15 protein-coding genes and 1 tRNA gene are annotated in these 17,911 nt (G+C 72.2%); 7 read left to right on the top strand and 9 right to left on the bottom strand.

All coding sequences use genetic code 11. From position 1 onward, the window contains the following. Window positions 1-794, top strand: a 794-nt coding sequence (locus ACX80K_RS00005) for an HNH endonuclease (protein WP_459269854.1), incomplete at its 5' end; no start/stop codon positions are given. A gap of 161 nt (window positions 795-955) precedes the next feature. Here the strand turns inward: ACX80K_RS00005 and ACX80K_RS00010 are convergent. The 9 genes from ACX80K_RS00010 to ACX80K_RS00050 form a co-directional block, all read right to left on the bottom strand. Further along, window positions 956-1,492, bottom strand: coding sequence for a hypothetical protein (locus ACX80K_RS00010; RefSeq protein ID WP_459269855.1), 537 nt, complete (start codon window positions 1,490-1,492; stop codon window positions 956-958). Next, the gene (locus ACX80K_RS00015) at window positions 1,489-2,979 is read right to left on the bottom strand and encodes a DUF58 domain-containing protein (protein WP_459269856.1); all 1,491 of its coding nucleotides are present in this window, start codon (window positions 2,977-2,979) and stop codon (window positions 1,489-1,491) included. The genes ACX80K_RS00010 and ACX80K_RS00015 overlap by 4 nt, the downstream gene beginning before the upstream one ends. Beyond that, window positions 2,966-3,949, bottom strand: coding sequence for an AAA family ATPase (locus ACX80K_RS00020; RefSeq protein ID WP_459270651.1), 984 nt, complete (start codon window positions 3,947-3,949; stop codon window positions 2,966-2,968). Before ACX80K_RS00020 ends, ACX80K_RS00015 begins: the two co-directional genes overlap by 14 nt. Window positions 3,950-4,002: 53 nt before the next feature. Beyond that, entirely contained in the window at window positions 4,003-4,476 is a 474-nt protein-coding gene (locus ACX80K_RS00025) for a hypothetical protein (RefSeq protein WP_459269857.1), read from the bottom strand. Then, window positions 4,473-5,204: a DUF4129 domain-containing protein gene (locus tag ACX80K_RS00030; RefSeq protein ID WP_459269858.1), complete on the bottom strand. Its 732-nt coding sequence runs from the start codon at window positions 5,202-5,204 to the stop codon at window positions 4,473-4,475. Before ACX80K_RS00030 ends, ACX80K_RS00025 begins: the two co-directional genes overlap by 4 nt. A gap of 118 nt (window positions 5,205-5,322) precedes the next feature. Continuing rightward, window positions 5,323-5,395 (bottom strand) — tRNA-Arg (locus ACX80K_RS00035). Window positions 5,396-5,484: 89 nt separating this feature from the next. After that, on the bottom strand, window positions 5,485-6,996 hold the full coding sequence (locus ACX80K_RS00040) for an FAD-dependent oxidoreductase (RefSeq protein WP_459269859.1): 1,512 nt from the start codon (window positions 6,994-6,996) through the stop codon (window positions 5,485-5,487). Beyond that, window positions 6,993-7,853 (bottom strand): FAD:protein FMN transferase, encoded by an 861-nt coding sequence (locus ACX80K_RS00045; protein WP_459269860.1) that lies wholly within the window; start codon window positions 7,851-7,853, stop codon window positions 6,993-6,995. Before ACX80K_RS00045 ends, ACX80K_RS00040 begins: the two co-directional genes overlap by 4 nt. A gap of 8 nt (window positions 7,854-7,861) precedes the next feature. Next, on the bottom strand, window positions 7,862-8,416 hold the full coding sequence (locus ACX80K_RS00050; RefSeq protein WP_459269861.1) for an FMN-binding protein: 555 nt from the start codon (window positions 8,414-8,416) through the stop codon (window positions 7,862-7,864). Window positions 8,417-8,679: 263 nt separating this feature from the next. On the opposite strand from ACX80K_RS00050, the gene argS reads away from it, so the two are divergent. From argS to rho, 6 genes are all read left to right on the top strand, one after another. After that, on the top strand, window positions 8,680-10,320 hold the full coding sequence (gene argS / locus ACX80K_RS00055; RefSeq protein ID WP_459269862.1) for an arginine--tRNA ligase: 1,641 nt from the start codon (window positions 8,680-8,682) through the stop codon (window positions 10,318-10,320). 5 nt (window positions 10,321-10,325) lie between these two features. Then, entirely contained in the window at window positions 10,326-11,843 is a 1,518-nt protein-coding gene (gene lysA, locus ACX80K_RS00060) for a diaminopimelate decarboxylase (protein ID WP_459269863.1), read from the top strand. Then, window positions 11,840-13,171 (top strand): homoserine dehydrogenase, encoded by a 1,332-nt coding sequence (locus ACX80K_RS00065; RefSeq protein ID WP_459269864.1) that lies wholly within the window; start codon window positions 11,840-11,842, stop codon window positions 13,169-13,171. The genes lysA and ACX80K_RS00065 overlap by 4 nt, the downstream gene beginning before the upstream one ends. Next, window positions 13,172-14,275, top strand: coding sequence for a threonine synthase (gene thrC / locus ACX80K_RS00070; RefSeq protein WP_104179015.1), 1,104 nt, complete (start codon window positions 13,172-13,174; stop codon window positions 14,273-14,275). A gap of 1 nt (window position 14,276) precedes the next feature. Further along, window positions 14,277-15,266, top strand: coding sequence for a homoserine kinase (gene thrB, locus ACX80K_RS00075; protein WP_459269865.1), 990 nt, complete (start codon window positions 14,277-14,279; stop codon window positions 15,264-15,266). 366 nt (window positions 15,267-15,632) lie between these two features. Beyond that, window positions 15,633-17,849 carry a transcription termination factor Rho gene (gene rho, locus ACX80K_RS00080; protein ID WP_459269866.1) on the top strand — a complete coding sequence of 739 codons (2,217 nt, stop codon included), beginning with the start codon at window positions 15,633-15,635 and terminating at the stop codon, window positions 17,847-17,849. The last annotated feature ends 62 nt before the right edge of the window (window positions 17,850-17,911 follow it).

Genomic DNA, 17,911 nt, shown 5'->3' on the forward strand with positions numbered 1-17,911 from the left:
TCGTGCCCGCCGGCTGGGCCAGGACCCTCCTCACCACGCAATCCGGCACACCCGCCGCTGACGCCACCGACGCCACCGACGCCACCGACGCCACCGACGCCACCGACGCCACCGACGCCATCGACGCCATCGACGCCATCGACGCCATCGACGCCACCGATGCCGGTCGGCCCGGGCAGGACCATCAGGTGTGGTTGCGGCGCCTGTATACGGCTTCGGGGAGTGGGGAGCTGGTGGCCGCCGATTCGAGGGCCCGGTTGTTCACGCCCGGGCAGCGGCGCTTCATCCAGGCCCGGGACCACCTGTGTCGGACCCCGTACTGTGATGCGCCGATCCGGCACCACGATCACGTCGTGCCCTGGTATGACGGCGGGCCCACGAGCCTGGCCAACGGTGCGGGACTGTGCGAGGCGTGCAACCACACCAAGGACCTCCACGGCTGGACAACCACCACCACAGCACCAGCCGCGACCACGACCACAGCCACGGCCACGCCTCCAGCCACGCCTACAGCACGTCCCGATCCGGCGGCCCGGCACACCCTCGAGCTCCGCACCCCGACGGGCCACACCTACACCTCCACCGCGCCACCCCTGCCCGGCGGCAGCCTGAACGAGTGGGACCACGAACCCAAGCAGCAACCCGTCAAACCCGCCCGAACACCGATACCGGCGGAACGCGTGCTGATGCCGCAGGACCGCCCACCGACGCCGGATCGTGCGCAGGACGACCACACGGGCCCGACACACCCTCACACCCGACACTCACGACGGGCCGAACTCCTCTTCGCCTGACCTACCGAGCTCGATCACGAAACCTACCGCGTGCAGTAGGCCGGGAGGAGTTCCCCTGTCGATCGGGCGGATGGCGGTCGAGCGTCGGACGCGCCCCGACGTCTGTCTGGACCGAGGGACGTGCACTTGCCGTAGTGCGTGAGCACCACGAGAACCCCGCTCTACGGGCGCCTTCCTCCCACCAGCCAGAGCGCCCACGCGGAGAACGCCGCCACGCCGACGGCGACGACCGCAAGACTCGACCCGTCCCGGCCCAGCAGCAGCGCGAGGAGGGCCACGGGCTGCGCGACGGCCTGGATGCTCAGGAACGATCGAGCGAGCTCCCGCAGCGCGGCTCCACTGATCCACCCGTGCAGTGGGAGACGCAGCAGCAGGAGATAGAGGACGAACACGGCGTGGAACCCGGCGACGAAGACCATGAGCCACGGCGATCCGGCAGGGATGTTCACGGCGTAGGCCACGACGAGGAGCAGGAGGGACAGGGTCGCCAGCCCGATCGACGGGAGCAACGCGGCGCCCGCCGCCACCACGATCGGCAGGACGACCCAGAAGGATCCACTCCAGACCACGGAACCGAGCAGGACGGCCACCAGCGCTGTCGCACACCGCACGGCGGCCAGCGGGACGAGTCCGCCCCGGTCGGGAACCGCGCGGTCGGGACCACGGTTAACAGTGAGCGACGACCGGGACGGCCTCACGAGGTCCTCCCGCCACGGGCTCCATCGGCGATCTCAGCAGCACCCTGTGAGGCGTCTGGTCCGGCGCCACCGGGACGGCCGACAGCGCCCCCGCGCCTTCGCGCCTGTCGGGCCAGCAGCCGGAAGCCGGTGTCAAGGCTCGGGCCGGTCGCGGCGAGGAGGTCCGCGCCCTGCCGTGCGGGGTCGGATGTTCTGCCCGGCGCCCTCGGCGCGTCAGCAGCGGGCGTCCCGAGCCGGGCGTCCGCCGACGCGCCGACGAACACCGGGATGCCGTCCTTCCGCAGGTCCTCGAGCAGCAGGCGGCGACGCAGGAGCGTCAGCCGTACGGCCTGCGCCTGGGCCGTCGTCGTCCCGCCGGACTGCAGCGGCGGCACGCAGTCCACGCCGGCCACGAGGTGGCCCTGCGCATGCCACAGGCGCAGCAGGCGCGCCGGCTCCGCATCGAGGAAGGCGGAGAACACGACGACGACGGCACCCGACGGCGGCACGGGATCCCGACGGCGCCGTCGTCGCTGGACCACGGACGTCCCCGCCAGCCGGGCGCGGATCTGCTCGAGGTGCCGGGCCCCGCCCGCGGAGCGCAGCGCGCGGCGGGTGCCGCCCAGGTCGTCGAGTCCCACCCTGTCGCCGCCCGCGAGGAAGGACGCTGCCACCGTCGTCGCGGCGGCGCGCGCGACATGGAGGGAACCGACCGTCAGGCGCGGACGTCCTGCGGTGAACCACTCGGCGGTCGTGGCCGGCAGGTCGTGTGCCTGATCGACCACGAGGAGGACGGTGGCCTCCGCGTCGGCATAGGAGCGCCGCACCATGAGCCGGTCCTGGTCGGTGGAGCGGCGAGCGGTGGCACGCCAGTCGATCCGTCGCAGCGCGTCACCCGGCTGCAGCGGTCCGACCGATCGCAGCTCCGCGCCCTCGCCCGGCCGCCTCGACACGTGCGTGCCGGCGAGGCCCACGAGCCGGCGTGACACGGGCCGCGCCAGCGGCACGCCGATCGGAGGGAGGACGCCGACTCGAACCGGCGGGCCGGCCACGAAGGCCGAGGATCCGGTGAGATCGGCAGTGAGACGGGCCGCGCCGTACGAGAGGACGTCGTGCTCCCCGGACAGCGGCCCGCCGACCAGCAGCGGGCACTCCTCGTCGGACCTGAGGACGAGGGCGTCGGGTATGCGTCCGGGAGCGGCCAGGATCGTGGCGACGAGACCGCGGAAGGGCGTGCCGGCCACCTCCAGCGGGGTTACCAGCAGTCGCAGGCGAGGGCCCTGCACCTCGGGTCGCCGGTCAGGGGAGACGAGCACGGGTGGCTCTCCCGCGCCGTGCGGAACGGAGCGTGCAGCCACGGCGAGGAGGGCGAACGGTGCCGCGAGCGCGACGGCGTCGGGCCGGCCGGAGACGAGCCCGGCGACGATGCACACCAGCGCGAGGATGGCGGCCAGGGCGACGGCGGCATCCGGGGCGGTCGTCCCGCCCCGGACCCTACGCCCGGCCACGGGGCGCGGTCGACGGCGTGGGTACCTCGGCCAGCACGTCCTGCACCACCCGCTCCGCTGCCACCCCCTGTGCCCAGGCGGACGGCGTGAGGGTGAGCCGGTGAGCGAGGACCGCCACGGCGCCCTCCTTGACGTCCTCGGGGAGGACGAAGGTCCGGCCGTCGAGGACCGCGAGGGCACGGCCGAGCAGGACCAGCGCCTGCGACCCGCGCGGCGAGGCGCCCACCTCGACGTCCGGATGACGGCGGGTCGCCGCTGTGAGGCGGACGGCGTAGTCGATGACGTCGTCGTCCACGCCCACCGCCTCCACCGCTGTCTGCAGGCGCAGCAGTCCGTCCGGTGTCGTCACGGCCGCGACCCGGGTCTCGTCCTGCCGCCGCGCGATGCGCCGCGCGATGATGTCCTGCTCGCCGCCGGGCCCGGGATACCCGAACCGGAGGCGGACCAGGAAGCGGTCCAGTTGCGCCTCGGGCAGCGGGTACGTGCCCTCGAACTCGATCGGGTTCGAGGTCGCGAAGACGTGGAACGGCCGCTGCAGCGGCAGGGTGGTGCCCTCCACCGACACCTGGGCCTCCGCCATGGCCTCCAGCAGCGCGGACTGCGTCTTGGGCGAGGTCCTGTTGATCTCGTCGGCGAGGAACAGTCCGGCGAAGATCGGGCCGGGCTTGAACTCGAACTCGCGCGTCGCGGGGTCGAAGATCGAGGACCCGGTGACGTCGGACGGCAGCAGATCCGGGGTGAACTGCAACCGCCGGAAGTCGAGGCCGAGCGCCTGGGCGAGGGTCTTGGCGGCGAGCGTCTTGCCGAGGCCGGGCAGGTCCTCGAAGAGCACGTGGCCGCCGGCGAGCACCGCCGCCAGCGCCAGCCGGAGCGGGCCCTCAGCGCCGACGACGACGGTGCGCGTGCGCTCGAGGACCTCCCGGCCCACGCGGGCGGCGTCCTCGGGGCCGAGGCCCGGAGCGGTACCCATGCGCGTGTCCGGGGTGGTGGCCCGGGTGGCGAGCGCGTCGGGGTCGGTGGTGCTCATGCGGTCTCCTGGTGGGGGAAGGGCGATGGTCCCGGGACGGGTGCCGGCGGGGCGACGACGAGCTGCTCGAGTTCGTCGATCACGGCGCCCAGTGCGCGGGGGGTCAGCGCGACGGGCCGGTTCTGCGCCGTGAACGCGCGGAGTGCATCGCTGCGCGGCGCGTCCGGCCGGGCGGCAGCCACCGTGACGGCGAGGGCATGTACCTCGAGGACGGCACGCGTGCCGGGTTCCGCCGAGGCCAGCGAGAACTCCAGCGAGTGGATGTCGGCGAGCCCGAGGACGGGATCGGGGAGCGGGGGCAGGACGGCGCGCGGGACGTCCACGGCTTCGAGGAGTCCGTTCGCGACGCCCGCCGCGATGGCAGCTGCGACGAGCGCGACTGCGTGGCGGGCGTCGAGTCCGAAGAACCATCCCGCCGCGAGGGCGAGGCCGGCCAGGACCGCGGTGAGAACCCACGCCGACCGCTTCACCGCGCCCCCGCCCGGCGGGTGGGAAGGGCCGCGGCGAGCTCCGTGACGGCGGTGATCGCGAGCTCCCGCTCGTCCTGGCCCAGGGGCAGCGCCCCTCCGGTACCGGTCCGGCCGAAGCGGGCCCGCTGGTAGAGGCGGGTGAGGGCCGCCAGGGGAGGGAGGGGCAGCTCGAGCGCGACGGCCGCGGCGGAGGCGAAGTCGGACGTCGTCTGGGCCGGTGTCCGCACCACACCGACTGCTGAGCACAGGCTCTCGAAGTCGAGCCAGCACCGGATGACGGCGTCGGAGGTGTCCGCCTCCTCCGTCAGGAGGGCGTGCGAGGCCTCCGTCCAGGCGGGAAGGGCGTCGGCGGCGAGCGCGGGGAGGTCCTGCTGCTGCAGGTCCGCCTGCTCCAGCAGGCCGTCCTCGGCCGCGTGCTGTGCGCGGAACCGCAGCAGGAACCTCACCAGGAGGGCGAGCGCCGCGATGCCCAGGATCAGGAGCGCAGCCACGGCCCAGTCGCCGCTGATCTCCAGGCGCCCGCCGTCGGGCGACGGTTCGGGCGTGCCCGTGGCGGACGGCGTGGGCTGGTTCTCCGGTGCCTGGACGGCGGACGGGGGCTCCACGACGGGCTCCGCGGAGAAGTCGCCCATGAAGCCGGCCGCGAGCACGGCGAGGACGAGCATGGTGACGGTCAGGAGGAGAGGGGTGGCCGGCGCCGCGCACCGCGGGCTGCCCGTCGTCCCCACGTTTCCCCCGCCGCTAGGTACCGATGCGGTCCCCGGGGCCGCGTGCTGGAGAGCCTACCAAAAACAGAACCGCCGCCGGCCTGGTGGCCGACGGCGGTGGACTCTGCATGAGTCGGGGTGCCCTCGATAGGATTCGAACCTACGACCTTCTGCTCCGGAGGCAGACGCTCTATCCCCTGAGCTACGAAGGCAGACACGGGCATTTCCGTGCCCGTTAGGGACTCATCGAGCTTAGCAGGTAGGGGTCCGGTCGGGGAAACGCGGGACGCCCCCCGGGGCGTCAGTAGCCCAGGAAGGCGTCGGTTCTCACGCGTGGGCCACCCGCCGCGCGCACCGTCGAGCGGAACTCGCCGATGAACCGCGGCGAGCCCGACACGAGGACCGTGCGCCTGCGGAGGTCCGGCACGGCAGCCAGCAGGTTCTCGGCCGTCGGGTCCGCCCCCGCGTGGGTCCAGGTGCCGGGCAGCGGCGGGGCGTCGTCCCCCGACGGCAGGAAGAGCACCACGCGGGTCCCGAGGTCGGCCAGCTCGTCGCGGAACGCGATCTCCTGCTCGCCCCGCACCACGTAGACGAGCACGACGTCGCGCGTCTCGCCCCGGGCGGCGAGGTCCCGGAGCTGGCTGAGGAACGGGGTGATGCCGATGCCCCCGGCTGCGAGCAGCAGCGGGACCGACGGGTCGCGCGGGAGGCGGAAGTCCCCGCCGACGAGCGTGCCGGTCACCCGGGCGTCCTTCGGCAGCTCGAGCAGGGCCTTCTTGAACGAGCTGCCGGACTCGGTGGTGCGCAGCCCGAAGGTGACGGTGTCGCCCTGCTGGGGCGCTGAGGTGATGCTGAAGACCCTCCTGCTGCCGCGGCTGTCGGCCCCGCGGTGCGGCATGCTCAGTTCCATGTACTGGCCGGCCCGGAACCGCACGGGCTTCGCCGGCGCGAAGGCGAGTTCGGTGCTGGTCGGCGTGAGCCGGCGCGACCCCGTGAAGGACAGCCGTACGCCCCTGCGCTGTCCCATGAGGAACGCCACGCCGTTCCCGATGACGAGCGCGAACTCGGGGCCGAGGAACACCGGGCCCACCGACAGCTGGAGGGCGAAGACCACGGCGACGACGGCCGCGAAGACCCACTGCTGCCAGCGCAGCGGCGGGAGGGTGAGGGGTTCGGTCATCATGAAGCCGAGCAGGAACAGCACGGGGTAGGAGGTCAGGACCAGCTGGAGTCCGGCCCCGGGCGCCATGCCGCCCTGCACGAGGCCGACCAGCAGGATGCCCAGCGCCACCCCGAGGAACACCCCTCCCATGGAGAGCTTCCGCGTGCGGTACAGCAGCAGGGCGGCGCCCACCGCGACGACGGGCAGCATGTACGCGTTCGCGACCCACCAGGCGGCCGCCCCGACCCCGAGCAGCGTGGCGACCACGGCGCCGGCCGCGGCCGGGTTGAAGATGTGCCGCCCCCGGAAGGCCAGGACGAATTTCGACGCGCCTGCGGCGATGCCGGCCACGAGGATCCCGCCGAGTCCCGCAGGGGTGCTCGACGGGAACATGGTGAGGAAGACGATCAGACCCGTGATGAGGGAGGAGTCACCGTGCGGCCGCAGCCGCAGGATCAGGGCCATCAGGCGGGTGCCGATGATGGTTCCTCCGACCGCGGCGACGAGCGTTCCGCCGAGCTCGGCCGGGGTGTAGGCGAGGAGCCCGGTCATCGACAGCACGAGGGCCTCGGCGGCCAGGACCAGGAGCAGGGTCAGCGTGAGCCGGTACAGGCTGATGCGGCCCAGCAGGCCGTCGAGTACTGCGGTCATGGGAACAGGGCTCCTTGGAGGGCGGCGGACGTGCGGGCGCGACCGTCCGAGTACACGAGGACGAAGTCGAAGTCGAAGGCGAGGGCGAGGTCTGCGGGATCGGCGACGAAGAGGGCCGTGCACAGGCCGTCGGCGGTCATGGCGTCGTCGGCGAGGACCCAGGTGGCGACGACGGTGTCGACGCAGCGGCCGGTCCGCGCGTCCAGGACGTGGTGGAGGCCGTCCCCCCAGACCCGGCGGTTGGACGCGGAGGCGCACAGCGCGGCCGAACCGAGGTCCACCGTGCCGATGGCCGAGGACGGGTCGTAGGGGTGCTCCAGGCCGACCGTGATCGTACCGGCGCCCGCCCGTCTCATGTCGCCGCTGGCGTCCACGATCACGTCGGTGTGGCCGGCGGCCACCATGAACTCCAGCATCAGGTCCACGAGCTGGCCCTTCCCGGCGGCACCGACGTCGAGCAGGGCGGGACCGCTCAGGGCGACGCCGTCGTCCGTCCACGTCAGGAGACCGTCCCAGGCGCGGGAGGGTTCGGGCGCCGCCGTGGGCACGAACGAGTACCCGGCGTCGTACCCGAGCGCGGCGAGGCGTTCGCCGACCAGCGGCGAGACCCCGCCGCCGGTCACGTCGTGCAGGGTGCGCAGGAGCCGGCCGAGCCCGGCGCCGTGGTCGGGCAGCGGCAGGAAACCTCCGGAGGCGGCGAGGGCCGTGACACCCGAGTCGTCGCGGAAGCGCGAGTAGAGGGCGTCGTACTCCTCGGCGAGCCGCAGCAGGGCCGCCCGCTGCTCCGCCGTCAGCGGCGCAGCGGTGTCGACGCGCCAGTGCGTGCCGATGGCCTCGAAGCTGAAGGAGTCCGTCACGCCGGGGCCTAGAGCTGCGCTTCGCTCTTGATCTTGCCGGTGGCCTCGTTGAACCCGCCGCTGGTGAGCGAGGACCCGGCCACCTTGTCGACGGCGAGATCGTCGAGCTTCTTGCCCACGATCGCGTCCGAGATCCCGCCCGCGAACCGCTCCTGGTACATCGTGGTGGTGGGGTTGTCGGGCATGGGCTCCACCTCGACGGCGGTGACGACGTCGGCCTCGAGCGTGATCGTCACGCCCACCTCCTCGGGGCCGGCGGGCGACTGGTAGGAGCCGGTCTCCGTGTAGGTGCCGTCCTCGTAGGCCTGGCCGGCGGCCTCTCCGGCGCCCGGGGCGCTGCCCGCCTCGGTCGTCGCCTCGGCCGGGGCCGCCTCCTGCGATGCACCCTCTCCCGCCTGGGCCTCGGGGGCGGGAGGCTCGGCCTCGGCGCCGGCGCAACCCGCAGCGCCGAGGATCGAGACCGCGGCGAGCGCCGTCAGGACGCGCCGGGAGAGCGGGACGCCTGCCTGACCGGTCCGTGCAGCGGGAAGGGCGGGAAGGGTGTGGGTCGGGCGTTCGCTCACGGGGTGCTCCTGGTGTCGCCGGGTCGGGCCGGGCGGGATGACCCGGCCCCGAGGTGAAGGTTGAAGATCGAACTAACGTGCCTGCTCCGTCCAACGTTCCACCGACTCATTCGTTTCCTCCAGCCCTCCGGACTGTTGCATGGAGTCTAGGAGACCTTCCCGGCCGGAACCGGGGAGGCGCGGGTTGCCGTCCGGAATCGCGTCGGACCTCGGCCCGCGTCCCCGAATCGGGGTGCCGAGGTCCGCGCCGCTATGCTGGACGGGTGACTCCCGAAGAACTCTCCGCCGCTGTTTCCGCCTGCCTGGAGGCCGCCGTCGAGGCCGGCGACCTCGCCATCGACCTCCCCTCGGAGGTGCGCGTGGAGCGACCGAAGAACCGGGACCACGGGGACTGGGCCACGAACATCGCCCTCCAGCTCGGCAAGAAGGCCGGGATGAACCCGCGCGAGTTCGCCCAGCTGCTCAGCGACCGGCTCGCGGGGATCGACGGCGTCAAGAGCGTCGACATCGCCGGTCCCGGCTTCCTCAACATCACGCTCGACGCCGGAGCGGCTGGAGAGCTGGCCCGCACCATCGTCGAGGCCGGCCCCGCCTACGGCACCAACGAGGCGCTCGCCGGCCACACCGTCAACATGGAGTTCGTGTCGGCCAACCCGACGGGTCCGCTGCACCTGGCGCACACGCGCTGGGCGGCGCTCGGCGATTCCATCGCCCGCGTCCTCAAGGCGAGCGGCGCGCAGGTGACGACGGAGTACTACATCAACGACGCCGGCACGCAGATGAACAACTTCGCGGCCTCCGTCCTCGCGACCATCACGGGCCGTCCGACGCCGGAGGGCGGGTACCCCGGCGAGTACATCGCCGATCTCGGCCGCACCGTGCTCGCCGCCCGTCCCGATGTCGCGGACCTCGACGACGAGGCGGCGCTCCCGATCGTGCGGGCCCTCGCCTACGAGGCGCAGATGGCCGACATCAAGGAGACGCTGACCGACTTCGGGGTGCACTTCGACGTGTTCTTCTCCGAATCGGCGCTGCACGACGGGGGCGCCGTCGAGCAGGCCGTCGACCGCCTGCGGGAGCAGGGCCACGTCTTCGACGAGGGCGGAGCCGTCTGGCTCCGCACGACCGACTTCGGCGACGACAAGGACCGCGTCCTCATCCGGGCCAACGGCGAGCCCACGTACTTCGCCTCCGATGCCGCCTACTACCTCTCGAAGAAGGACCGCGGCTTCCCCGAGAAGATCTACCTCCTCGGCGCGGACCACCACGGCTACATCGGTCGACTCAAGGCCATCGCGGCGTGTGCCGGCGACGACATGGAGCAGAACATCCAGGTCCTCATCGGCCAGATGGTGTCCGTGAACGGGGCTCGGCTGTCCAAGCGCGCCGGCAACATCATCGAACTGCGGGACCTGCTCGACTGGCTCGGGAAGGACGCGCTGCGGTACTCGCTCGGACGCTCGCCGGCCGATTCGGCCATGTCCATCGACCCCGAGCTGCTTCGGAAGAACACCAACGAGAACCCCGTGTTCTACGTCCAGTACGCGCACGCCAGGACCCACGCCGTGGGCCGCAACGCGGTCTCGGCCGGCGTCGACACGGGCGCCTTCGACGCCGCCTCGCTGAGCCACCCCACCGAGGGGGAGCTGCTCGCCGCCCTCGGCCGGTTCCCCGGCGTCGTCGCGCAGTCCGCGACGTTCCGCGAGCCGCACCGCGTGGCCCGGCACCTCGAGGTCATCGCCGGCACCTACCACCGGTGGTACGACGCCTGCAGGGTCGCGCCGCTCGGCGACGCCCCGGTCGAGGACGTCCACCGCTCGCGCCTCTGGCTGAACAATGCCACGCAGCAGGTCCTCGCCAACGGGCTCGACCTCCTCGGCGTCTCCGCGCCGGAGAGGATGTAGCGGCCATGGCGACCACGTCCGCCGCATCACCGCTCGCACCGGAGTGGCTGTCCCTTCCCGCCGAGCCGGCCGTGCTCGACGCGAAGCTGTGGGCCGAGGACGTCGAGCGCGGGGCCGACGGCGTCCTGCGGGTCGACGGCGTGTCCGTCGCCGACCTCGCGGAGCAGTACGGCACCCCGCTGTTCGTCGTATCCGAGCAGGACTTCCGCACCCGCGCGGCGACGTTCAGGGACGCCTTCGACGAGGCCTTCGCCGACCTGTGCGGGGGAGTGGACGTGTTCTACGCCGGCAAGTCCTTCCTCTGCACCGAGGTGGCCCACTGGGTCCGGGAGGAGGGCCTCGGGCTCGACACCTGCTCGGGCGGGGAGCTCGCCGTCGCGCTGCGCGCCGGTTTTCCCGGCTCCCGGCTGGGACTGCACGGCAACAACAAGTCGGCGGCCGAGATCACGCGGGCCGTCGACGCGGACCTCGGCCGGATCGTCGTCGACAGCATCCAGGAGGTCGCCCTCGTCGGCGACCTGGCCCTGGAGCGCGGCCGCACCGCCAACGTCATGCTCCGCCTCACGCCCGGGGTCCACGCGCACACGCACGAGTTCATCGCCACGGCCCACGAGGACCAGAAGTTCGGCCTCTCCCTGACCACCGACCAGGGCCCCGACGACTCCTCCCCGGCGGCCCGCGCCGTCGCGGACGCCCTGGCCCACCCCGGCATCAACCTCCTCGGCGTGCACTGCCACATCGGGTCGCAGATCTTCGAGCCGGAGGGTTTCGAGCTCGCCGCGCAGCGCCTGCTCCGCTTCCTCGCGGACGTCCGCGACCGGCACGGCGTCGAACTGCCCGAGCTGGATCTGGGTGGCGGGTACGGCATCGCCTACACCGAGGCCGACGAACCGCGCCCTGCACGGGAGATCGCGCGGGCCATGGCCGCCGTCGTCGGGTCGACCTGCCGGGAGCTCGGGCTGGCCGTGCCCCGCATCTCGATCGAGCCCGGCCGGGCCATCGTGGGCCCCAGCACGTTCACCCTCTACAGCGCCGGGACCACGAAGACCGTGCGCGTGGACGCCGCCCCCGATGGGACGCAGGACGCCTCCGTTACGCACCCTCGGCGCTATGTGTCGGTGGACGGCGGCATGAGCGACAACCCCCGTCCGGTGCTCTACGGCGCGGATTACTCGGCCGTCCTGGCGTCCCGGACACCCGAGGCGCCCCCGGTGCTCTCCCGCGTGGTTGGCAAACACTGCGAGAGCGGTGACATCGTGGTGCGGGACGTCTACCTCCCCGAGGACACCGGAGCCGGTGACCTCCTCGCCGTCCCGGGCACCGGAGCCTACTGCTGGGTGCTCTCGAGCAACTACAACTACCTGACGCGTCCGCCGGTCGTGGCGGTCGTCGACGGCGTCGCGCGGGTGATCGTGCGCGGCGAGACCGAGGAGGACCTGTTCCGCAGGGACGTCCAGCGCGAGCCCGCCTCGCCCGGGAAAGCAGTGCCCCCCACGGATTCAGGAGCATCACGGACAGCATGAACTCACCCGCCACACCCCCCGCACGAGCCCTGCGCGTAGCCCTGCTCGGCTGCGGCAACGTCGGCTCGCAGGTAGCCCGCATCCTCCTCGAGGACGCGGAGAACCTGGGTCGCCGTGCCGGCGCCCCCCTCGAGCTCACGGGCATCGCCGTCCGCAGCCTCGACGCCCGACGCGACGTCGACCTGCCCGCCGGGCTCCTCACGACCGACGCGGAGGCGCTCGTCGAGGACGCCGACATCGTGATCGAGCTGATGGGCGGGATCGAGCCGGCCAAGTCGCTCATCCTCCGGGCCATCGGGCACGGCGCCACGGTCGTCAGCGGGAACAAGGCCCTCTTCGCACAGGACGGCCCCGAGCTCTACGAGCAGGCGGACGCCGCGGGCGTGCAGCTGTCCTACGAGGCCGCGGTGGCAGGCGCGATCCCGATCCTCCGCCCCATCCGGGACAGCCTCTCCGGCGACCGCATCACGCGCGTGCTCGGCATCGTGAACGGCACCACCAACTACATCCTCGACCAGATGGACTCCACGGGCGCCTCCTTCGCCGACGCGCTGAAGGCCGCCCAGGACCTCGGCTACGCGGAGGCGGACCCCACGGCCGACGTCGAGGGCCACGACGCCGCCGCGAAGGCCGCCATCCTCGCCTCCCTGTCCTTCCACACCCGGTTCGCGCTGGAGGACGTCCACTGCGAGGGCATCACGTCCGTCACGGCCGACGACATCGCGGCCGCCGCGGAGGACGGCTACGTCATCAAGCTGCTGGCCATCGCGGAGATGCTCACCGACGAGTCGGGCGCCACGGGCGTCGGCGTGCGCGTGCACCCGACGCTGCTGCCGCGCTCCCACCCGCTGGCCGCCGTCCGGGGCGCGTTCAACGCCGTCTTCATCGAGGCGGAGAACGCCGGAGAGCTCATGTTCTACGGGCAGGGCGCGGGCGGCACCCCGACCGCGTCCGCCGTCCTCGGCGACGTCGTCAGCGCCGCCCGGCGGATGGTGCTCGGCGGCCCCGGCCGGACGGAGACCACCACCGGCCACGTGCCGCCGCTGAGCATCGACGTCGTCCGCACCAGCTACTGCATCGGCCTGCAGGTCGCCGACCAGCCCGGCGTCCTGGCCCGCATCGCGCAGATCTTCGCCGAGAACGGCGTCTCCATCGAGACCATGCGTCAGCGCATCCACCAGGGCGGGCCCGACGGCGGCACCACCGCCGAGCTGCGGATCGTCACCCACCGCGCGCCGGAGGCCTCGCTCGCCGCGACCGTCGAGCAGGTCGCCGCGCTCGACGTCATCACCGCCGTCTCGTCCGTGCTCCGAGTAGAGGGAATCTAAGTGGCCCACCAGTGGCGCGGAGTCATCCGCGAATACGCCGACCGCCTGCCTGTCACCGACGCCACCGAGGTCATCACCCTCGGCGAGGGCGGCACGCCCCTGGTCCATGCCCGGCACCTGTCCGAGCTGACCGGGTCCGCCGTCTACCTCAAGGTCGAGGGCATGAACCCCACGGGGTCCTTCAAGGACCGGGGCATGACCATGGCGATGACCGCGGCCGTCGCGGCCGGGGCCAAGGCCGTGGTCTGCGCGTCGACGGGCAACACGTCGGCATCGGCCGCGGCGTACGCCACCCAGGCCGGCATCACGTGCGCCGTCCTCGTGCCGGACGGAAAGATCTCCATGGGCAAGCTGAGCCAGGCGATCGCCCACGGTGCGCAGCTCCTGCAGGTCAACGGGAACTTCGACAACTGCCTCGACGTCGCCCGGAAGCTCTCCGAGGCCTATCCCGTGTTCCTCGTGAACTCCGTCAACCCGGCGCGCCTCGAGGGCCAGAAGACGGCGGCCTTCGAGGTCGTCGACACCCTCGGCGACGCCCCGGACTACCACCTCATGCCGGTGGGCAATGCCGGGAACATCAGCGCGTACTGGAAGGGCTACAAGGAGTACGCGGCGCCCTACGCCTCGATGCACTCCGGCGAGCTCCCCGCCGTCGCCACGCGCACGCCGATCATGTGGGGTTTCCAGGCCGAGGGCGCGTCCCCGCTGGTCAAGGGCCACCCGATCACCGAGCCGGACACCATCGCGACCGCCATCAGGATCGGCAACCCCGCGTCCTGGGACTTCGCCGTCGCCGCACGGGACGAGTCCGGCGGGATCATCGAGGCCGTGACGGACGAGGAGATCCTCGACGCGCACCGCTGGCTGTCCTCCCGCGAGGGCGTCTTCGTGGAACCCGCCTCCGCGGCCGGTGTCGCCGGCCTCATCAAGAAGCACGCGGAGGGCCTCGTGCCCACCGGCAAGACGATCGTCATCACCGTCACCGGCCACGGCCTGAAGGACCCGCAGTGGGCGCTGCGCCTGGCGGACGGCTCGGACGTCGAGCCCACCAAGGTCGAGTTCGACGTCGTGAGCGTCGCCGCCGCGCTCGGACTCGAGGACTGACATGGCCGGGCTGCATGCCGCACCGGCGTCCACGGAGGTGCTCGACCTCCCCGCCGTCGCCGCCGGGCAGGACGTCCGCGTCACCGTCCCCGCCACGAGCGCGAACCTCGGGCCCGGCTTCGACTCCCTCGGCCTCGCGCTGACGCTGCAGGACACCGTGCGCGTGCGCACCACGACGTCGGGCACCACCGTCGTGCGGGCCTCGGGGGAGGGTGTGGACAACCTGCCGACCGATGAGAGCCACCTCGTGGCGAAGTCGCTGATCAGCACCCTGCACCACGCCGGACACCGGGCACCCGGGCTCGAGCTCGACACCACGAACGTGATCCCGCACGGCCGGGGCATGGGCTCCTCCGCGGCCGCGATCGTCGCCGGCGTCCTCGCCGCGAACGCCCTGCTGCCCGCCGCCGAGCGGCTCGACCCCGCGCACCTGCTGCAGTGGGCGGCCTCCCTTGAGGGCCACCCGGACAACGTGGCACCTGCCCTCGGCGGATCGCTCGCCATCTCCTGGGAGAGCGGCCACGCCTTCCACAGCACGCGGGTCGAGGTGCGGCAGGATATCGTCCCCGTCCTGGCCGTGCCCGATCTCGCACTGTCCACGGACAGCGCCCGCGCACTCCTGCCGGCGTCCGTGTCCCATCGGAGCGCCGCCGCGAACGCGGGGCGCGCCGCGCTCCTCGTCCACGCGCTCGGAGCAGACCCGTCGCTGCTCTTCGCGGCCACGCAGGACGCGCTGCACCAGGACTACCGTGCGCAGGCCATGCTGCCCAGCGCCACGCTGCTGAGGAGCCTCCGGGCGGCAGGCTTCGCCAGCACCATCTCCGGCGCCGGGCCCAGCGTCCTGACCCTCGCGGTCGGGGAGGCCGGCGCGCGTGCTGCCGAGGATGCGCTCCACGACCTGCTCGGACAGCACGACACGCCGGGGAACTGGCGTGTCCTCAGGCTCGCTGTGCAGCGCGAAGGTGCTAAAGTGGGAGTGCACCAAGGGTAGGAACCGCCGGGCGCATCACGCGCCCATCGGGACCAGCGTGTCTTCAAGCAATGACCGTGTCGTCCAGCAGACACCGTGTCCCACACCAGGCACCGCGTGCTGTTGAACGGGCCGTCCTCTTCTCCAGGCCGCCGCGAATCTGCAGATACCACCAGCAGTAGCACATCCTCCGGTGTAGCCTCCGACCTTATCTTTGTGCGTGCGGTCCCACCTCCCGCACAACGACATCCTCAGGCTCCCAGCACACCCAGCCCGGGCCGGATCGTTTCCGGACCGACTGAAACCCGCCCGCTTCCCATGCGGCACGGGGCAAACCACCGCGGACCATCGATCAGGTGGCCGCCCGACGAGGGGGAAGGATCCTTCGTGACTGAAACCACTGACCTGTTACCAGGTGTGGCCACCCAAGACGCTGAAGCAACCGGCGCAACAACTTCCAAGAGCAGCGGCCTCGCAGGCCTGAAGCTCGCCCAGCTGCAGGCGCTTGCCGGCCAGCTGGGGATCACCGGCGGATCGAGGATGCGCAAGAGCGACCTCGTGTCCGCGATCTCCGACCACCAGCGCGGCTCCGCCGTCGCCGACCGGAAGACCCCCACCGTCCGCAGCGAGCACAGCGCCGACGCAGAGCGTCCTGCCGTCTCCGGTACCCCCGCCGCGGCCGAGACCCGGGCGCAGGACGAGCCGTCCGCCCCGGCCGAGCGCCAGCCGCGCACCCGCAACCGCAATCGCCGCGCAGGCAGCGACGGTGTCGTCTCCACGCCCGCTCCGGACGCCGTCGTTCCGGCCGAGCAGGTCGAGGCCCCGTCCCGCGACACCGACACCTCCACGGACGAGCAGCAGGACCGCGGCGACCGCGACAACGGCGGGCGCAGCCAGCGCAACCGCCGCAACCGCCGCGGCGAGGACCGCTCCGACGCCCAGTCGGGACAGGCCGATGCCCAGAACGGCTCGCAAGGCGACACGCAAACCGCCGGCCAGGGCGAATCAGCGGCCGATACGCAGTCCGGCCAGCAGGGTGAGGGCCGCAACGAGCGCCGTACCCGGTCACGCAACGGCCGCGACGACGGTCCGAACAACCCGAACGGTTCCAACGGCACCTCGAACGGTTCGGGCAACGGCTCGAACGGCTCGAACGGGTACGGCAACACCTCGAACGGGTCCGGCAACGGCTCGGGCGACACCCAGTTCGACAGCGGCCGCAACGGCAGCGAGCGCAGCGACAACCGCGGCAACGGCGCGAACGGCGGCAACGACGACGACGGCCGCGGACGCAACCGCCGCAACCGTGCGAACCGCAACGGCGGCACGGGGAGCAACGGTCCCGAGGACCGCAACAGCCGCTTCCGCGATCGCAACGACCGCAACGACCGCAACGAGCGCCGCCGCGGACGCAACCAGCCCGACGTCGACGACGTCGAGGTCACCGACGACGACGTCCTGCTGCCGGTCGCCGGCATCCTCGACGTCCTCGAGAACTACGCGTTCGTGCGCACCTCGGGCTACCTGCCGGGCCCGAACGACGTCTACGTCTCGCTCGCCCAGGTCAAGAAGCACAACCTGCGCAAGGGCGACGCCGTCGTCGGCGCCATCCGTGCACCCCGCGAGGGCGAGACCCAGGCCGCGGCCCGCCAGAAGTTCAACGCCCTGGTGCGCGTCACCACGGTGAACGGCAAGCCCGCCGAGGACCTCAAGGACCGCGTCGAGTTCGCGAAGCTCGTCCCGCTCTACCCCTCGGACCGCCTGCGCCTCGAGACGGACCCGAAGAAGATCGGGCCCCGTGTCATCGACCTCGTCGCCCCGATCGGCAAGGGCCAGCGCGGCCTGATCGTGTCGCCGCCGAAGGCCGGCAAGACGCTCATCCTCCAGGCGATCGCGAACGCCATCACGATCAACAACCCCGAGGTCCATCTCATGATGGTCCTGGTCGACGAGCGTCCCGAAGAAGTCACGGACATGCAGCGGACCGTCAAGGGCGAGGTCATCGCCTCGACCTTCGACCGCCCCGCCGACGACCACACCACGGTCGCCGAACTCTCGATCGAGCGCGCCAAGCGCCTCGTCGAGATGGGCATGGACGTCGTCGTGCTCCTCGACTCGATGACCCGCCTCGGACGCGCCTACAACCTGGCCGCCCCGGCGTCCGGACGCATCCTGTCCGGTGGCGTCGACTCGGCAGCGCTGTACCCGCCGAAGCGCTTCTTCGGTGCCGCCCGCAACATCGAGAACGGCGGCTCGCTCACCATCCTCGCCACCGCGCTCGTCGAGACCGGGTCCAAGATGGACGAGGTCATCTTCGAGGAGTTCAAGGGCACCGGCAACATGGAGCTCCGCCTCTCGCGCAACCTCGCCGACAAGCGCATCTTCCCCGCCGTGGACGTCAACGCGTCCGGTACCCGGCGCGAGGAGAACCTGCTCTCGCCCGACGAGGTCAAGATCATGTGGAAGCTGCGCCGCGTGCTGTCGGGTCTGGAGACCCAGCAGGCACTCGAGCTGCTCACCAACAAGATCCGGGAGACGCAGTCCAACGTCGAGTTCCTCATGCAGGTCCAGAAGACCACGCTGGGCTCCAAGGACTCCGACTAGCGCCGGACAGCCGTCCGGGACGGGCCGGGCCACGTCGTGGCCCGTCCCGTCCCGGGCGGCTT

This window comes from Arthrobacter sorbitolis, from assembly GCF_054510995.1.

What these genes read in the sequence shown, in the direction of transcription:
- lysA (WP_459269863.1), top strand. Translation starts at nt 10,326, where the DNA reads ATGGCGACCACGTCCGCCGCATCACCGCTCGCACCGGAGTGGCTGTCC.
- ACX80K_RS00040 (WP_459269859.1), bottom strand. Translation starts at nt 6,996, where the DNA reads ATGACCGCAGTACTCGACGGCCTGCTGGGCCGCATCAGCCTGTACCGG.
- ACX80K_RS00020 (WP_459270651.1), bottom strand. Translation starts at nt 3,949, where the DNA reads ATGGGTACCGCTCCGGGCCTCGGCCCCGAGGACGCCGCCCGCGTGGGC.
- ACX80K_RS00065 (WP_459269864.1), top strand. Translation starts at nt 11,840, where the DNA reads ATGAACTCACCCGCCACACCCCCCGCACGAGCCCTGCGCGTAGCCCTG.
- thrB (WP_459269865.1), top strand. Translation starts at nt 14,277, where the DNA reads ATGGCCGGGCTGCATGCCGCACCGGCGTCCACGGAGGTGCTCGACCTC.